General features: G+C 69.0%; 14 protein-coding genes. 9 read left to right on the top strand and 5 right to left on the bottom strand.

Going from position 1 to position 16,976, the window contains the following annotated elements; all coding sequences use genetic code 11:
- Positions 1-124 precede the first annotated feature (124 nt).
- The 3 genes from K340_RS0101705 to K340_RS0101695 are packed head-to-tail and all read left to right on the top strand — an operon-like array spanning position 125 to position 6,132.
- Positions 125-4,999, top strand: a complete 4,875-nt coding sequence (locus tag K340_RS0101705) for an NAD-glutamate dehydrogenase (RefSeq protein WP_037362200.1) — start codon at positions 125-127, stop codon at positions 4,997-4,999.
- 54 nt (positions 5,000-5,053) lie between these two features.
- Positions 5,054-5,500: an acyl-CoA thioesterase gene (locus tag K340_RS0101700; protein ID WP_037362427.1), complete on the top strand. Its 447-nt coding sequence runs from the start codon at positions 5,054-5,056 to the stop codon at positions 5,498-5,500.
- A gap of 2 nt (positions 5,501-5,502) precedes the next feature.
- Positions 5,503-6,132, top strand: coding sequence for a hypothetical protein (locus tag K340_RS0101695; protein ID WP_029135430.1), 630 nt, complete (start codon positions 5,503-5,505; stop codon positions 6,130-6,132).
- A 37-nt stretch (positions 6,133-6,169) separates the two neighbouring features.
- On the opposite strand, the gene K340_RS0101690 is transcribed toward K340_RS0101695, so the two are convergent.
- The 3 genes from K340_RS0101690 to K340_RS26745 form a co-directional block, all read right to left on the bottom strand.
- Positions 6,170-7,918, bottom strand: coding sequence for a glycoside hydrolase family 13 protein (locus K340_RS0101690; RefSeq protein WP_029135429.1), 1,749 nt, complete (start codon positions 7,916-7,918; stop codon positions 6,170-6,172).
- A 92-nt stretch (positions 7,919-8,010) separates the two neighbouring features.
- Positions 8,011-8,439: a globin gene (locus K340_RS0101685; protein ID WP_037362198.1), complete on the bottom strand. Its 429-nt coding sequence runs from the start codon at positions 8,437-8,439 to the stop codon at positions 8,011-8,013.
- Entirely contained in the window at positions 8,436-9,416 is a 981-nt protein-coding gene (locus tag K340_RS26745) for a mechanosensitive ion channel family protein (RefSeq protein ID WP_051264932.1), read from the bottom strand. The genes K340_RS0101685 and K340_RS26745 overlap by 4 nt, the downstream gene beginning before the upstream one ends.
- Positions 9,417-9,767: 351 nt before the next feature.
- Between K340_RS26745 and K340_RS0101675 the strand changes: the two genes are divergently transcribed.
- From K340_RS0101675 to K340_RS26735, 3 genes are all read left to right on the top strand, one after another.
- Entirely contained in the window at positions 9,768-10,319 is a 552-nt protein-coding gene (locus K340_RS0101675; protein WP_084613975.1) for an HNH endonuclease, read from the top strand.
- A gap of 107 nt (positions 10,320-10,426) precedes the next feature.
- Positions 10,427-10,654, top strand: a complete 228-nt coding sequence (gene ctaJ, locus K340_RS26740) for an aa3-type cytochrome oxidase subunit CtaJ (RefSeq protein ID WP_037362195.1) — start codon at positions 10,427-10,429, stop codon at positions 10,652-10,654.
- Entirely contained in the window at positions 10,641-11,102 is a 462-nt protein-coding gene (locus K340_RS26735; protein WP_037362193.1) for a DUF5130 family protein, read from the top strand. Before ctaJ ends, K340_RS26735 begins: the two co-directional genes overlap by 14 nt.
- A 646-nt stretch (positions 11,103-11,748) precedes the next feature.
- On the opposite strand, the gene K340_RS37205 is transcribed toward K340_RS26735, so the two are convergent.
- Positions 11,749-11,877: a hypothetical protein gene (locus K340_RS37205; protein ID WP_281170677.1), complete on the bottom strand. Its 129-nt coding sequence runs from the start codon at positions 11,875-11,877 to the stop codon at positions 11,749-11,751.
- Between the two features lie 108 nt (positions 11,878-11,985).
- Here K340_RS37205 and K340_RS26730 point away from each other — a divergent pair, with 108 nt between their 5' ends.
- The 3 genes from K340_RS26730 (at position 11,986) to K340_RS0101650 (ending at position 14,327) form a co-directional block, all read left to right on the top strand.
- Positions 11,986-12,576 (top strand): hypothetical protein, encoded by a 591-nt coding sequence (locus K340_RS26730; protein ID WP_154674015.1) that lies wholly within the window; start codon positions 11,986-11,988, stop codon positions 12,574-12,576.
- A 14-nt stretch (positions 12,577-12,590) separates the two neighbouring features.
- Entirely contained in the window at positions 12,591-13,070 is a 480-nt protein-coding gene (locus tag K340_RS0101655) for an NUDIX domain-containing protein (RefSeq protein WP_029135426.1), read from the top strand.
- 114 nt (positions 13,071-13,184) lie between these two features.
- Positions 13,185-14,327 carry a DNA polymerase IV gene (locus tag K340_RS0101650; protein ID WP_029135425.1) on the top strand — a complete coding sequence of 381 codons (1,143 nt, stop codon included), beginning with the start codon at positions 13,185-13,187 and terminating at the stop codon, positions 14,325-14,327.
- Positions 14,328-14,362: 35 nt separating this feature from the next.
- Here K340_RS0101650 and pepN read toward each other — a convergent pair whose 3' ends face one another.
- Complete coding sequence (pepN, locus tag K340_RS0101645) at positions 14,363-16,915, bottom strand: aminopeptidase N (protein WP_029135424.1); 2,553 nt, start codon at positions 16,913-16,915, stop codon at positions 14,363-14,365.
- Between the last annotated feature and the right edge of the window lie 61 nt (positions 16,916-16,976).

Genomic DNA, 16,976 nt, shown 5'->3' with positions numbered 1-16,976 from the left:
CCGATTCGAGACGTGCCCCACAGCCGGGCGAACTTCCGGTGGTGCGGCATCCGCGGGCCGCCGCGGCCGTTAGGCTCGGGTTACCGAAACGGCGCAATGGGGCGCCGATGATCAGGAGCGTTTGATGACTCACACCGCCACGCCACCAGCTGTCGCGGAGGCCGCCGCCGCCGAACCGGAGCGGGCCGTGCTGATCCAGGAGTACTTCCGCCATCTACCGGCCGAGGACCTGCCGGTATCCGCGGCCGAGGCCACCTCGATCCTTGACACCCATCTGCGGCTGGGCCGCCACCGGCCACCGGGCACCAGCAAGGTCAGGGTCTTCAACCCGCGGACCCGGTCCGGGGAAGCGCAGCAGGTGACCGTGGTCGACATCGTCAACGACGACATGCCGCATCTGGTCGACGCCGTGGTGGCGGCGCTGGCCGCGGCCGGAGTCAGGGTGTTCCGGGTCCAGCACCCGATCCTGTTGGTACGTCGGGATTCCGACGGTGAACTGGTCGAGGTCCGTAGTCGCACTGACCTGTCGCTGAGTTCGCCCGCCGAGCAGGCCGCCGCGAAGAAGGAGTGCATCAAGGAATCCTGGATGCACGTGCTGATCGACCGGCTGTCGGACGCCGAACGGGCGGAAGCCATCGAGCAGCGGATCACCGACGTGCTCGCCGAGGTGCGGGCGGTGGTCGACGACACCTCCGCAATGACGGATGCGGTGGCCGCAGCGGCCGCGGCGGTCCGCCGGCACCCTGTCGACGGCGCCACCGACGCCGGCACCGACGGCGGCACCTATGGCGGCACCTATGGCGAGAGCACCGAGGTGGCCGACCTGCTCGACTGGGTTGCCCTGGGCAACATGACGCTGATCGGCTATCGGCGGGACACGTTCCCCGGCGGCGCCCGGAAGCGGGGCGCCGAGACCGGGCTGGGCGTGTACCGCACGGGCTCCGCAGAGGCGACCGCCTTCGATGACGCGTCGATGACCAAGACCGCTGCCGAGGGCGGATTGCTGGTGATCACCCAGGCCGCCAGGGGCGCGGTGATCGGCTCCGGCAGCAATCCACTCTCGATCGCGGTCCGGTTGCGCGACCCCGACGGGACGGTCGGCACCGAGCACCGGATCCTGGGTGTGCTCACGCCGAGCGCGCTGAACGCCGACCTGGCCACCGTTCCGTTGCTGCGCCGCACTGTGCAGCAGGTGCTGGCGTCGGTCGGCGCCGAGCCGACCTCGTACACCGGGCAGCGGGTCATCGACCTGCTCACCGGTCAGCCGCGGGCCGAGCTGTTCTGGGCGGACCCGGAGAAGGTCGCCGACCTGGTCGGTGAGGTCGTCCACGGCTCCAGCCGGCGTCGGCTGCGGGCCTTCCTGCAACCCGATCCCTACGGCCGGTTCGTCGCAGTGCTGGTGTTCCTGGCCCGCGACCGCTGGACAACGGCGAATCGGTTGAAACTGCAGAACCTGCTGATGACGGAACTCGGTGGTTCGGAGATCCGCTACACGGCGAGGGTGGGGCTCGCCGAACTCGCCGCCGTCCAGTTCCTGGTCAGCACCCCCGGCGAGAGTGTCGACGTCGACGCGTCGGCGTTGTCGCTGAAACTCCGGGACACGCTGCGGGACTGGAACGACGATCTGCTGGATGCGGCCGTCGGCGGCGAGGACGACCTGGATACCGCCGGGGTCCTGACCCGCTACAGCAGTGCGTTCGACGAGGCATACAAGGAGGACTACCGGGGCGCCGACGCGGTGGCCGATCTCGACCGCGTCGACGCGCTGACCGGTCCGGACGACCTGGCGCTGTCCATCACCATTCCCGAGCAGCCCTCCGACGTGCACCGGCGGCTCAAGCTGTACACCGCCGGAAGCACGCTCAGCCTGACCCGCGCGTTCCCGCTGCTGCAGAGTATGGGGGCGGGAGTCGTCGAGGAACGGCCGTACGACGTGGTCCGGGGTGACGGAACCCCTTCCCACATCTACGATTTCGGCCTGACCTTCGCCGAGGGCCTGCTGCCGTCCGACGGCGACCTGGAGGCCGCCAGGAAGCGGTTCGCCGAGGCGTTCATCGCCAGCTGGCGCGGCGACGCCGAGATCGACGGGTTCAACCGGCTGGTGTTGGCGGCCGGGCTGGATTGGAAGCAGATCGCCATCCTGCGCGCCTACGCCCACTACCAGCAACAGATCGGTTCTCCGTACACCCAAGGATATTTCGAGCAGGTCCTGGGTCAGTATCCGGAGATCACCGCCGACCTGGCCGCATTGTTCGCCGCTCGCTTCGATCCGGACGCCTTCGACGCGGCGGACGTCGGTGCCGATGACGACCGGGCGAACGCCGAGATCGCGATCGCCGAACGGATCGGCGAGTCGCTGGACTCGGTGGCGAGTCTGGACGCCGACCGGATGTTGCGATCTTTCCTGCAACTGATCACCGCGACCCAGCGGACCAACGCCTATCGGGCCGACCAGAGCGGCACGCTGTCCTTCAAACTCGACCCGCACCAGATCCCGGGAATGCCGAAACCCGTACCGGTGCACGAGATCTGGGTGTACTCGCCGAAGGTGGAGGGTGTGCATCTGCGATTCGGCGCCGTCGCGCGAGGCGGCCTGCGCTGGTCCGATCGGCCGGAGGATTTCCGCACCGAGATCCTCGGACTGGTCAAGGCGCAGGAAGTGAAGAACGCGGTGATCGTCCCGGTCGGTGCGAAGGGCGGGTTCGTGGTTCGTCAGCCCCCGCCGGCGACCGGCGACCCGGCCGCGGACCGGGACGCCCAGCAGGCCGAGGGCATCGCGTGCTACAAGGCGTTCATCTCGGCGCTGCTGGACGTCACGGACAACCGCGTCGGGGGCGCGGTGGTTCCGCCGGAGCGGGTGGTCAGACACGACGCTGACGACTCGTACCTGGTGGTGGCGGCCGACAAGGGCACCGCGAAGTTCTCCGACATCGCCAACGGCGTCGCGGCCGACTACGGCTTCTGGCTGGGCGACGCGTTCGCCTCCGGTGGCAGTGCCGGCTACGACCACAAGGGTATGGGGATCACCGCGCGGGGCGCCTGGGAGTCGGTCAAGCACCACTTCCGAGAGCTGGGTGTCGACACCCAGACGCAGGAGTTCAGCTGCGTCGGCATCGGCGACATGTCCGGCGACGTGTTCGGCAACGGAATGCTGCTGTCGGAACACCTGCGGCTGGTCGCGGCCTTCGACCACCGGCACGTGTTCATCGACCCGGACCCGGTGGCGGCCACCAGTTTCGCCGAGCGACGCCGGCTGTTCGAGCTGCCCCGCTCATCCTGGGCCGACTACGACCCGGCGTTGATCTCAGCCGGCGGCGGGGTGTGGCCACGCACCCTGAAGTCGATCCCGATCACCGAGCAGATGCGTAGGGCGTTGGGGATCCCTGCCGGGGTCGCCGCGCTGTCGCCGGTCGAGCTGATCAGGGCGGTGCTGCTGGCACCGGTCGACCTGCTGTGGAACGGCGGGATCGGCACCTACATCAAGTCGGCGAGCGAAACCAACGCCGCGGTCGGCGACAAGGCCAACGACCCGGTTCGGGTGAATGGCGGCGAGCTGCGGGTCAAGGTGGTGGGCGAGGGCGGCAACCTGGGCGTCACCCAGTTGGGCCGGATCGAATTCGCCAGGGGTGGCGGACGGATCAACACCGACGCCATCGACAACTCGGCCGGGGTGGACACCTCCGACCGGGAGGTGAACATCAAGATCGCCTTCAGCCCGGAACTGGCCGACGGACGCCTCACCTTCGAGGGCCGCAACGCTGTGCTGTCGTCGATGACGGACGAGGTGGCCTCGCTGGTGCTGGCCGACAACACCGCGCAGAACCGGCTGTTGGGGGTATCGCGGGCGCATGCCGCACCGATGCTTTCGGTGCACCAACGGCTGATCGGCGCGTTGGTCGCCGACGGGGGGCTGGACCGGGCGCTGGAATTCCTTCCCAGCGACGAAGCCATCCGGGCCAGGATCGCGGCCGGCGAAGGGCTGACGTCACCCGAGCTGAGCGTGCTGGTGGCGTATGTGAAGTCGGCAGCGGCCAGGGCGGTGCTGGCCAGTGATCTGCCGGACGACCCGGCCTTCGCCGGCATGCTGCCGCACTACTTCCCGACGGCTATGCGCGAGCAGTATGCCGAAGCCATTGCGGCGCACCCGCTGTCGCGGGAGATCGTGACCACGATGACGGCGAACGACGTGGTCAACGGCGGCGGGATCAGCTTCATCTTCCGGATCGGGGAGGAGACCGCCGCCTCGACCACGGATGCGGTGCGGGCCTACCGGATCGTGACGGAGGTGTTCGACCTGCCGAGGCTCTGGGCGGACATCGCCGATCGGGACAACGCCATCCCGGCGGCCACCCAGGACCTGCTGTTGCTGGACGCCCGCCGGCTGCTCGACCGGGCGGCCCGCTGGTTCCTGGTCCGGCGGCCGCAGCCGCTGGACGTGTCCGGCGAGATCGAACGGTATGCGAAGGTGGTCGGCTCGCTGACGCCGAAGATGCCAGAGCTGCTGCGCGGCGTCGAGCACGAGAACGTGGGCCGTGATGCGGGCGGCCTCGTCGAGCTGCACTGCGACCACCAGCTGGCCCGGCGGGTCGCCTACAGCCTGTACACCTTCAGCCTGCTCGATATCGTCGATGTGGCAACGGAAACGGACCGGGATCCGTTCGAGGTCGCCGACGTGTACTACGGCCTGTCGGCTCACCTGGACTTCGACCGGACGCTCTCGCAGGTCACCGCTTTGGAACGAGGCGACCGCTGGCACGCGCTGGCCCGGCAGGCGGTCCGCGACGACCTGTACCGTTCGATGCGGCTGCTGACGGCCGACGTCCTGTCGACCACCTCGCCCGGTCAGGACGCCACCGACAAGATCGCCCAGTGGGAGATCGAGAACGCGTCGCGGTTGGCCAGGGCGCGAACGACGCTGACGGAGATCTCCGACACCGCGGCGCAGGATCTGGCGGCGCTGTCGGTGGCCGCCCGCGAGGTCAGGACGATGATCCGGTAGACAGGGGTCGCAGTGGTTCGGCAAAACGCGGGACCCGAAACGACAGGAGTGCCGGTGGGGCAGACGGTTGCCGGGCGGTTCGTCACCGATGTCAGGGTTCGTTGGTCGGATCTGGATGCCTTCGGGCATGTGAACAACGCGAGGACCATCACCCTGCTCGAGGAGGCCAGGGTCGACTGGCTGTTCGTCGAGGCCACGGATCGCGGAGTCGATCGGCTCACCGAGGGCATTGTCGTTTCGCAGCTGGAGATCAGGTACCGGCGGCCCATCCCGTTCGGTGCGCAGGTCACCGTCTCGATGGGCGTGCTGAAGCTCGGCGGGTCGGCGTTCACCATCGACTACCTGGTGACCGTTGACGGCCTTCTGTCGGCCACCGCGTCGACGGTGCTGGTACCGGTGAACTCCGACACCTTCCGGCCGCGCCGGCTGGACCAGGGCGAGCGCGAGTTCCTCACCGACTACCTCAGCACCGTCGACCAGAGCACCGGCAACGGCGGCTGACGATGGCCCTACTGCACCCCGCCGGCAAGGCGGACCGCGACGACGCCGCGGCGTTCGCGGGGCGGGTGGCCCGCTGGGACGCGGTCGGGCCGATCCGGCTCAAGGTCGACGGTGAATTGGTCCGGCTGTGGGCGACCACTCCGTTCGACACCCTCGCCACCCGCGCGGTGCACGCCGGCCTGCAGCCGTCGGACGCGACGGTTCATGCCGGGAACCTGTTGTCCGCGTTGGCCGTCGGCAGCGCCGGCGACGTCGACCCCGGCACCGTGATCGACGCGGCCTGGCGCTCGCAGTTGCCTCCGCAGCAGGGCTGGATCACCGTCGACGACGTGCCGGCCAAGGTCCTGGCCGAACTGGCCGACTCCGGGGTCGAGCGGGCCAAGAGCGCCCCGGGCCCGGCCGGGGGCGCCTCTACCGCGTTGCTGGACAGCGAGGCGATCACCGTGTCCGGCAACGGGATGCGGGTGGTGATCCCGATGCGGATGCTGATGGCGTTGTCCGGCATGGGCTTTGCCCCACCGTCACCCGATGAGCTGGTGCGGGTCAGCGCCACCGACGCCTGGATGCGGATCGACGCCCGCTACGGCGCGGTCGTCCGCCGCCGACATGCCTTGCTGCCACTGATGTTCTGACGGCACTGACGTTCTGACGGCACGGACGTTCTGACGGTTATGGCACCAGCCACGCCGCCGCGTTCGCCGGAAGCTCGCCGTCGATCAACGGCGCCGAGGTGAGCAGCACCTGACCGGGCGGCAGGGTGATTGGCGTGCTGCCGGCGTTCAGCGCGCAGACCAACCCTCCGCCGTCGCGGCGGAAGGCGAAGCAGTCCGTCGGTGCCCCGTACCAGGAGATCTCGGTGCCACCGAACGCGGGATGTGTCGATCGGAGCTCGATTGCCGCTCTGGTCAGGTTGATCGACGAGGCGGGGTCGTCGAGCTCCTTCTCCACCGTCAGCGGCGCGTATTCCGCGGGTGAGGGCAGCCAGGTGTGCTCCGCGGTGCTGAAGCCGAACGGGGGCACGTCGCCCTCCCACGGCATCGGCAACCGACTGGAGTCTCGCCCGCGTTCGGTGTGGCCGCTGCGCTCCCAGGTCGGGTCCTGCAGCCTCTCGTCGGGCACCTCAACGCTCGGCAACGTGAGTTCCTCACCCTGGTACAGGTAGACGGCCCCCGGCAGCGCCAGCTCCACCAGCAGCATCGCGCGGGCGCGCGCGACACCGACCTGGCCGCCCCCGTAGCGCGTCACCGAGCGCGGGACGTCATGGTTCGACAGGGTCCAGACCGGGTTGGAACCGACCGAGTAGGCGGCGTTGACCGCCGAATCGATCGCCTGTTGCAGGGCGACGGCCCGGAACGGTGCCTCCAGGACCCCGAACTCGAATGCCTGGTGCAGTTCGTCCGAACGCAAGTACCGGGCGAACCGTTCGGGGTCGGACACCCACACCTCTCCGAGGGTGGTTGCGCCGGGGTACTCGTCGACCACCTTGCGGATCATTCGATGGATGGCGTGCACGCCGTCGTCGTCGAACCGAGGGTCGTCCTGGCCGCCGGCCGCCGGCACCACACCGCCGGCCGCCGGCACCACACCGCCGGCCGCCGGCACCACACCGCCGGCCGCCGCGTCCGCCCCTGGTCCGTCAGACCCCTGCCCGCCGATGACCGACCCGTCGGCCCCGGACATGGCGACTTCCGGCAGGCTCGGGGCGAGCGAGGCCGCTACCGACCCCGCGGGCGCGTCCGGCAGTCCGTCGGGCTTGGCCATCCCGTGGGCGACGTCGATCCGGAATCCGTCGACGCCGCGATCGAGCCAGAACCGCAGCGTCCGCTCCAGGTCGGCGAGGACATCTGAGTTGTCCCAGTTCAGATCCGGTTGCTCGGGCGCGAACAGATGCAGGTACCACTGGCCGTCGGCGACTCTGGTCCAGGCCGGCCCGCCGAAGACGCTGGCCCAGTTGTTCGGCGGCCGGCTGCCGCCGTCGCCGCTGCCGTCACGGAAGTGGTAACGCGCCCGCTCGACCGACCCGGGGCTGGCGGCCAGCGCCGCGACGAACCAGTCCCGCTGGTCGGAGGTGTGATTCGGCACCAGGTCGACCACCACCTTCATCCCGCGATGGTGGGCGTCGGCGATCAGGGCGTCGGCGTCGTCGAGGGTGCCGAACAGTGGATCGACGCCGCGTGGATCGGCGACGTCGTAGCCGGCGTCGGCCATCGGTGAGGGATAGAACGGGTTGATCCACACCACGTCGATGCCCAGCAGTTCGAGATATCCGAGATGTTCGGTGATGCCCGGCAGGTCTCCGTTGCCGTCACCGTTCGAATCGGCGAACGACCGGAGGTAGACCTGGTAGCCAACCGCCGTTGTCCACCATGCGGGCGAATCCGCCGGGCTCTGGGCCTGGATGGGGTATGCGTCTGTCACGCTTTGTCATCCTGCCAGCCCGAACGGGGCGGACGTGTCAAGGCCGGTCGGCGCAGCGAGTCGACCGGAGCCGGTGCTGCGGTTCGGGCGGGTCAGTTCGCCGAGTTGATCATGCTGTCGGCAGCCATCGTCAAGTAGTCCCACAACCGCGCGTCCTGCTCGGGCGTCAACGGAGCCTCGTCGATGGCCGTGCGCATGGCGGTCAGCCAGGCGTCACGCTCCCGGATGCCGATCACGAACGGCGCGTGCCGCATCCGCAGCCGTGGGTGCCCGCGCTGCTGGGAGTAGGTGCGTGGGCCGCCCCAGTACTGCTCCAGGAACATCCGGAACCGGACCTCGGCCGGTCCCAGGTCCTCCTCGGGGTACAACGGCCGCAGGATCGGGTCGACGGCCACCAACTGATAGAAGCGATGGATCAACGCCTCGAACACCGGGTGCCCGCCGACCTCGTCGTAGAAGGTCGCCGGCTGCTCATCTGGAACCTGCGTGCCGTGCAGCGGCAGCGGCTCGCCTGCGGTCATGTCGCGTCTCCGGTCGTGTCGGTGGAATCCCAGCGTCGCAGATCCGACGCCGGTGACGGAATGCCCGATGCGGCGAAGGCCTCCGCCACCGAGCTGCGGACGGCCCGGCCGAACGCCCACTGCTGCCCGGCCCGCACCGTGGCGACCAACCGGATGGTCACCGCGTCGCTGGCCATCGACACCACGCCCTGCATCTCCGGCATGCTGACCATCTGTTCGGCGAACTCCTCGGACTCGGCCACCGAGGTCGCCGTCGCCAGCGCGACCTTGCCGGCCTTCGCAGTATCCGCCCGATAGCTCAGCGGCAGATCGATGGTCACCACGGATTCGCCCTGGCTGGAGTTTCCGACCCTGAGCACTTCGCCGTTGCGGACGTACCAGATGGCGCCGTCCGCGCTGCGGATGGTGGTGGTGCGCAGGGTGACAGCAATCACGGTGCCGGTCGCCAGCTGGAGATCGACGACGTCGCCCACGCCGTACTGGTCCTCCAGCAGCATGAAGATGCCGGACAGGAAGTCCTTGATCAGGTTCTGGGCCCCGAAACCGATGGCGATGCCGGCGATACCGGCGCTGGCCAACAGCGGGCCGATGTTGATGCCGATCTCGGCGAGGATCAGGATCAGTGCGACGGTGAAGACGAAGAACGAGGTCACCGACTTGAGTAGCGAACCGAGCGACTGGGCGCGCTGGGTGCGCCGGGCCGTCCCGGCCGGCCCCAGCAGCAGGTTGTCCGCCCGCTCCTGCAGTGGCCGCAGCGCCGAGGGGAGCGAGCCGTGAGCGACCTTCGTCAGCCGGCCGATCACCCGGTGCAGCAGGAACCGGATGACCAGCGCGATGACGATGATCAGCAGGATCCGCAGGCCGTGCCGGACGATCCCGTCGACGTTTTCGGCGAGCCACCCCATGCCGGTACCCGACCAGATCCGCTCGCACCAGCTGCCGATGTCGGCGGCGCAGGCTGGTGCCAGGGATGTCACGGCGATCCTTCCGGAGGGCGAGGTCCGGCGGCTCCGGATCATCGACCACGGTAGCGAAGAGGTCCGTCCGGGCGATTGTTCACCCGTCCGTCAGGTGATATTTCCACGACACGTACGACAAATCACCTGGCCGGATCGGCCATGACACGGTTGACTGAGCGAGCATCCGTTGATCACGGTGCCGCTCACAGGATGCCTGTCGGGTGGGCGGTCGCCGGCGAGCCGAACGAGGACGAGCCGATGAGTCGAGCGCGGTCGAAGGTACGACAACCCAGGGCGGCGCACGCTGCCGCTGCCGCGGGGACCCCCGCGGGAATGACGTTGGTCGACGATCCGCTCATCGGGTCGTCGATGTTTGACGTCGCTGTCGAATCCTCCCCGGTCTCTCACGGTGTCGGCTTGCGGGTGCTGCTGCTCAATGCCACTCACGAGCCGCTCGCCGTGGTCACCGGTCGGCGGGCGCTGGTGCTGCTGCTGGCCGGCAAGGCCGAATGCGTCGCCGAACGCGATGGCCATCCGCAGGTGCATTCCCCGACCTTGGTGATCACCATTCCGGCGGTGGTGCGGCTCAACCGGTACGTCCGAGTGCCGTACCAGCCGGCCACCTCGATCACCAGGGCCGGCATCCTGCGCCGGGACCGAAGGACCTGCGCCTACTGCGGCAACCGCGCCGACACCATCGACCACGTCCAGCCGCGCAGCCGGGGCGGCCTGCACTCCTGGGAGAACTGCGTGGCGTGTTGCTCTCGGTGCAACACGCGCAAGGCCGACCGCCTGCTCGGCGAGCTGGGCTGGTCGCTGCCGTTCGCGCCGGGTCCGCCGGCCAGGGCCGGCGGTGGCCGGGTGTGGCTGACGGACGATACCGACCCGGCCTGGAGCCCTTGGTTGGTCGGCGCAGCCTGATCGGGTCGCAGGATCCGTGACGACTGCGCAGACCGCGGTTGGTCGATCGGCAATTCGGGCGTGCCCGGCGGGGCCCGCCCGGCAGTTGTCGGATACCGTGGACAACTGTGAACACCCTGCAAATCATCGCGGTCTTCGTCGGTATCCCGGCCCTGATCTACGGGTTCATCGCGGCCTGCACCATGCTGCCCGGCCGGGCCAGGGAAAAGGCGCGGCGACGGATCGGTGAGACCTGGGAATTCGCTCCGCAGTGGTGGGCTGGTGACACCCCGGTGACGGTGCCGGCCGACACCGTTGCCCCGACCGGACGAGGAGGCGCACATGGCGCATGGTGAGCTGACCAGTCCCGAGCCTGGCCGCGCCGTCAGGTGGTCGCCGCCGCCGGTCGGCCCGCAGGGTGACCTGGGTTCGCCGTTCTCGACGGCCGAGCGGAACACGCTGGACGAGGTGATTGCGGCCGCCGAACGCGCCACCGGTCTGCGCTTCTCTGTGTACCTGGGCGATCTGGGTCCGGACACCCGGACCACGTCCGAGGGGCTGCTGGCCGGACTGGGCCCGGAGGCGACCGTCTCGGTGCTGCTCGCGGTCTCGCCGGGCCAGAAGGTGGTCGAGGTGGTGACCGGGGCCGAATCCGGCCGCCGGATCTCCGACCGCAGTGCCCGGCTGGCCGTGCTTTCGACCATTGCCTCCTGCTCCGACGGCGACTTGCTCGGCGGCCTGGTGAACGGCGTCCGCACTCTCGCCGACCAGGCGGGGACGCTGCCCGAACGCGCCAACTGGTAACTGCCTGCGCTCGACCGTCCTGGGCCGCCGCCCGGCCGGTCACAAGGCACGGACGCGGACCTTCAGCCCTTTGGCGCCGGCGTTGCGTTGCCACGAGCTCAGACACGGACGGCACAGCAGGTAGACGCCGGCGGCGTCGCTGCAACCATCCACAGCGCAGACGAGCGTGACCCGGACGCCGGCTCGTTCGGGACATCGCCCGATCCTCCCTGGGTCGTTGTGCTGACATTCGCAACGGGGCCGGTCCGTGGTGAGACTGCCGGCCAGATCCGGGGCGAGGCCGGGGTCGATGGATGTGGTGAGCATGGTTTCCTCCTTGGTCGGGTTGGTGCCCCCATGGTGAGCACGAGCACCGACACTCGGCCGCGGTTGTCCACATGCCCCGAAAATGGTGGCGGGGAACAACTCTCCGACTCGGCAACTTCGGGAACGGCGATGCCTCTCGGTTGAGCGGAAACCTTCCGAGTCGGAGGGTTCGCGCGCCCATTGTGGATAACTCGCAGCCGAGCTGCCGGATCGCGCAGGCTGGATACGTGACCACCAAGGACGATCGCGGCCGACTGTTCCGCACGACCCAGGCAGCGGCACGCGGTATCTCGAAACGCCAACTCGCCGGCCTCGCTGACGGTCGGCTGACTCGTGGCGTCTACACCACGAATGCGGCCGGCATCACGCTGCGAGAGCGGGCCAGAGCCGTGCTGATGGCGACCGGCGAGCGCACCGTCCTCAGCCACTTCACCGCCGCCAGGTTGCTCGGTGGGTCGTGCCGCAACATCCGGACATCCACGTCACCACGCCGGGCTCCCGGAGGACCCAGCGCTCGGGTGTCGTCGCGCACCGAACCGTTCGGCCGATTCGGGCCAGGATGGTCGGGGGCTTGCCGATGACCACCGGAGCTCAGACATTTCTCGATCTCGCGCCGCTGCTCGACCTCGTCGATCTGGTGATCTTCGGGGATTCGTTGGTGCAGGCGGAGTCGACGACGCTGGCCGAACTTCGCACCGCCACCGAGGAATGGCGTGGGAGCGCTGCGGCGCGCGCCCGACAGGCGGCGCGGATGGTCCGCGCCGACGTCGAATCGCCGATGGAGACCCGGCTACGGCTGTTGATCGTGCTGGCCGGTCTGCCGGAGCCGACCGTCAACCATCGTCTGTGCGCGCCGGACGGCACGCTGGTCTGCCGACTCGACCTGGCGTATGTCGAGCACCGGCTCGGTGTCGAGTACGACGGCCGACATCACGCAGAGAGTCCCGACCAGTGGAGGCGCGACGTGCGGCGGCGCGAATACCTGGATGGCAGGAGTTGGCGGCTGGTGGTGGTGATCGGCCAGGACTTCTTCGCCGATCCGGCCGACATCCTGCGACGGGTGTGCGACGCTGCCCGGTCCGTCGGGATGCCGATGCCGGAGCCGAAGAATGTCTGGCGCAGGTACTTTCGAGCCAGCCCGCACGGCGCTGTCGACGACAGCGACTGAGCTACCGTGGGCGGATGCCACCGTCCGCGGACCGATTCCGGGTTGTCCCAGCTGCGTATGTCATCTTTCTCCGGGACGGAGGATCCTCGACCGAGGTGCTGCTCCAACTGCGGGCCGGAACCGGATACCTGGATGGGTACTGGGCAACCGCGGCCGCCGGGCACGTCGAGGACGGTGAATCGGCCTTCGCGGCCGCCCGTCGGGAGGCGGCGGAGGAACTCGGCGTCGGCCAGGTCGGACTCACCCCGCTCACGGCGATGCACCGCACAGGCGGTAACGGCAACTCGATCGACGAACGGGTCGACTACTTCTTCATCGCGACAACGTGGCAGGGAACGCCGCGCATCGTCGAGCCCGACAAGTGCGCCGACCTCGGCTGGTTCGCCCTGGATGCGCTACCGGAACCTGTTGTCCCGCATGAGTTGAGAGTGTTCGAGCTGCTGCGCGCCGGCGCGACGCCGCCGATCCTGATGTACGGATTCCCGCCGGAGTGAGGCCGGGTGGGGAGAAACCTTCCGAGTCGGCGGCTTCGGGAACGGCGGGGGCTGACGGGCGGGGCGGAAGGCTCCGAGCTGGCGGGTTCTGCGCGTACTCCGCAGAATGAAGCGATGACCGGCTGGGTGTTGCACGTCGACATGGACCAGTTCCTGGCGGCGGTGGAGATCCTGCGCCGGCCGGAGTTGGCCGGTCGGCCGGTGGTGGTCGGCGGGCGCGGCGATCCGTCGGAACGGGCGGTGGTGTCCACCGCCTCCTACGAGGCCCGCGAATTCGGTATCCGGTCAGGGATGCCGCTCAAGATCGCCGTCCGCAAATGCCCGGACGCGGTGTTCCTCCCGGTTGACTTCCCGGTGTACGAGGCCGCCTCGGAGCAGGTGATGTCGACGCTGCGTGCGTTTCCCGGCACAGTGGTCGAACTGCTCGGCTGGGACGAGGCGTTCGTCGGGGTGAGCACCGAGGCCACCGAGGCCACCGACGGCACCGAGGCTACCGACGGCACCGAGGCCACCGACGGGGCTGACGATGCACCCGAGTCCATCGCCAGGGCACTACAGGCGGCCGTGCTGGCCGCGACCGGGCTGCACTGCTCGGTTGGCATCGGCGACACCAAGGTGCGGGCCAAGATCGCCACCGAATTCGGTAAGCCGCAAGGAGTCTTCCGGCTCACCAGGGACAACTGGATGGAGGTGATGGGCGACCGACCGACCGGTGCGCTGTGGGGTGTCGGCAAGCGGATCGCCGAGCGCCTGGCCGGCCTGGGGATCCGCACCGTGCGGGAACTGGCCGCGTCCCCCGACGACCCGCTGATCACCGAGTTCGGGCCGAACACCGGCCCGCACATCGGCCGGCTGGGCCGGGGGGAGAGCAGCGCCGTTGTCGACGACACCCCGTGGATCGCCAGGGCGCACGGGCGGGAAACCACTTACCAGCACAATCTCGTCACCCCCGAAGAGGTGATCGCGGCACTGCGCGAGCTGTCCGACCAGGTGGTCACCGACATCCGCGCAGAGGACAGGGCCTGCGCCCGGGTGCACCTCAAGGTGCGATTCGCGCCGTTCTTCACCGTCACCCGGGTCCGCAAGCTGCCCGAGCCCACCTTCGACCCCGCCGTCATCGCCGGCACCGCGCAGGACCTGTTCGGCGAACTCGCCGACGACCGGCCCGTTCGACTGCTCGGTGTACGGGCCGAGATGGTCCCGCCGGACGGTGGGTACGACCCGCCGCGCACCCACGGTCGCCGCGGCAGCCCTTGATCAGCGCGGACGGACCTTGATCGGCGTGGACACCGTCAGATCTGTTGCCGGTCCTTCTCCCTGGCCGCCAGAGCCCGTTCCATCGACGAGCGTCCCTCGGACACCAGCCGTTTGAGTGCCGACGGGTGCTCGCCCGACTCCCAGGTCAGCGACTCGTCGACGGTGGCCTGATCGATGGCCCAGCGGGGGAACAGGCCCACCGCGACCTTCTGCGCCACCTCACTGGACCGACGCTCCCAGACCTCGGCGATCTCGGCGAAGTAGGGGTCGACGAACGGTGTCAGCAACGTGCGCTGCGCGGGATGTACGAAGCCGCCGATCGCGGCGTCCTGCAACGCATTCGCCATGCCGTCGTCGTGCATCAACCGGTCCCAGATCTGCGCCTTGCCGTCCGGCAGCATGGCCGTCACGCCGATCGCCCGACGCTCGCCGGAAGCGGTGGGATCCACCGCCTTTGCGGTCTCGATCTGAGCCTTGCCCGCCCGGCTGTGGGCAACCAGCGCACCGAGCAGGGTCCAGCTCATATCGGAATCCACCACCAGGCCGTCCAGCGGGGCGGACCCGTCCCGCCAACCGGCGAGCACGTTGAGTTGCTTGTCCGACAACTTGGTCCCGGCCAGCATCGACACCGCTGCCAGCTGGAGGTCGCTGCCCGGCTCGGCGCCGCGCGCCAGGTCGATCACCGCATCGGCGAACGCCGGATACCCGGTCGTATCGGCCCACTGCGGATCGGAGTAGCTGCCCAACGCCGAGCCGACCTGCGACAGAACTCTTTGCACCACACCGATTTCGGTTTCCGAGCCCAGCCCGCGCAGGGCGAGCGCGACGAAGTCTCGGGCGCGCAGCAGCGCGTCCCGGGTCATTTCCCAGACCGCCGACCAGACCAGCGTGCGGGGGAGTGACTCGGCGATGTCGCCGATCCGCTGCACCGCGGTGGCCAACGACTCCGGATCCAGCCGCAACTTGCAGTAGGTCAGGTCGTCGTCGTTCACCAGCACCAGCTCGCCACGCTGCTCGCCGACCAGTTCGGGAACCGGCGTCAGCCCGCCGACCACGTCGAGCTCGACCCGCTTGCTGCGCACCAGCTTTCCGTCACCGGAGTCGGCGTACACGCCGACCGCCAACCGGTGCGGGCGGAGCTCTCCGGCGCCCGGGGCGGCGCCGGTCTGCCGTACGGCGAAGGAGGTGAACCGACCGTCGGAGTCCACCTCGAACTCGGCGGACAGGGTGTTCAATCCGGTGGTGGTGAGCCAGGCGTCCGACCACGAGGACAGGTCGCGGCCGGAGGTCTGCTCCAGCGCCGACAACAGATCGGCCAGGGTGGCATTGGAGAACGCGTGGGCGGCGAAATACGACCGGAGCCCGGCCAGGAACTCGTCATAGCCGACATAGGCGGCCAGTTGCTTGAGCACCGAAGCGCCCTTGGCATAGGTGATCCCGTCGAAGTTGACCTCGACCGCCTCGAGATCGACCATGTCGGCGGCGATCGGATGGGTGGAGGGCAGTTGGTCCTGCACGTACGCCCACGACTTCTCCACGTTGGCGAAGGTCGTCCAGGCCGAGGTGTACTCGGTCGCGGCGTTCTGCGCCACCACCGACGCCCAGGTGGCGAACGACTCGTTCAGCCACAGGTCGTCCCACCAGCGCATGGTGACCAGGTCGCCGAACCACATGTGCGCCATCTCGTGCAGGATCGTCTCGCAGCGCCGCTCGTAGGCGTAGCGGGTCACCTTGGACCGGAAGACGTACTCCTCGCGGAAGGTCACCGCCCCGGCGTTCTCCATCGCTCCGGCGTTGAACTCGGGGACGAAGAGCTGGTCGTACTTGCCGAACGGGTACCGCACTCCGAAGGCTGCGTGGAAGAAGTCGAAGCCCTGTGCCGTCTCGGTGAACAACCGGTCGACATCCAGGTGCTGCGCCAGGCTGGTCCGGCAGTACAGGCCGAGGTCGATCCCGTCGTGGTTCTGGCGAACCACGTGGTACGGCCCGGCGACCAGTGCCGTCACGTAGGTGCTCATCGGCTCGGTGGTGACGAAATGGTGCAATGAGGCCCCGGACTCGGCGTCCTCCACCGATTCCGTGGCGCCGTTGGTCACCACCTGCCAGTGCTTCGGCGCCAGCACCTGGACGCTGAAGGTGGCCTTCAGATCCGGCTGGTCGAAGCAGGCGTACATCCGCTTCGCGTCGGCCGTCTCGAACTGCGAGTACAGATACACCTCGTTGTCCACCGGATCGACGAACCGGTGCAGCCCCTCGCCGGTGTTGGTGTACAGCCCGACCGCCTTGACCACCAGCTCGTTCTCGGCCGCCAGATCGGTCAGTGCCAGACCGCCATCGGTGGTCCAGCCCGAGATGTCCAGCGACCGCCCGTTCAGGGTCGCCGATGCGATCCCGTCACCCACGAAGTCGATGAACGTCGACGACTGTGGTTCGGCCGCGAAGGCGACCGTGCTGGTCGTGGAGAAGGTCTTCTCCCCGGCGCCGCCGGCGCCGTCGGTGAGGTCCAGCGCGATCTGGTAGCTGTTCACCGAGATGGTGGCCGCACGGCGCGTGGCCTGCTCACGCGTGAGGTTCGGCGGCTGGGTCATAGAAGTCCTCTCGTCGGTGTGGCGCCCGGCGGATCGCACCGGACGTCCGGGAATGCAGCGC

It is taken from the genome of Nakamurella lactea DSM 19367, from assembly GCF_000426645.1.
In the GTDB taxonomy this organism is placed as follows: Bacteria; Actinomycetota; Actinomycetes; order Mycobacteriales; family Nakamurellaceae; genus Nakamurella; species Nakamurella lactea.
This window is presented reverse-complemented; position numbering and strand designations above follow the sequence as displayed.

Bases quoted from the DNA above. Each gene is read 5' to 3' on its own strand.
- K340_RS0101705 (WP_037362200.1), top strand. From the start codon at position 125: ATGACTCACACCGCCACGCCACCAGCTGTCGCGGAGGCCGCCGCCGCC.
- K340_RS0101695 (WP_029135430.1), top strand. From the start codon at position 5,503: ATGGCCCTACTGCACCCCGCCGGCAAGGCGGACCGCGACGACGCCGCG.
- K340_RS0101685 (WP_037362198.1), bottom strand. From the start codon at position 8,439: ATGACCGCAGGCGAGCCGCTGCCGCTGCACGGCACGCAGGTTCCAGAT.
- K340_RS0101675 (WP_084613975.1), top strand. From the start codon at position 9,768: ATGTTTGACGTCGCTGTCGAATCCTCCCCGGTCTCTCACGGTGTCGGC.
- K340_RS26735 (WP_037362193.1), top strand. From the start codon at position 10,641: ATGGCGCATGGTGAGCTGACCAGTCCCGAGCCTGGCCGCGCCGTCAGG.
- K340_RS37205 (WP_281170677.1), bottom strand. From the start codon at position 11,877: ATGTTGCGGCACGACCCACCGAGCAACCTGGCGGCGGTGAAGTGGCTG.
- K340_RS26730 (WP_154674015.1), top strand. From the start codon at position 11,986: ATGACCACCGGAGCTCAGACATTTCTCGATCTCGCGCCGCTGCTCGAC.
- K340_RS0101655 (WP_029135426.1), top strand. From the start codon at position 12,591: ATGCCACCGTCCGCGGACCGATTCCGGGTTGTCCCAGCTGCGTATGTC.
- K340_RS0101650 (WP_029135425.1), top strand. From the start codon at position 13,185: ATGACCGGCTGGGTGTTGCACGTCGACATGGACCAGTTCCTGGCGGCG.
- pepN (WP_029135424.1), bottom strand. From the start codon at position 16,915: ATGACCCAGCCGCCGAACCTCACGCGTGAGCAGGCCACGCGCCGTGCG.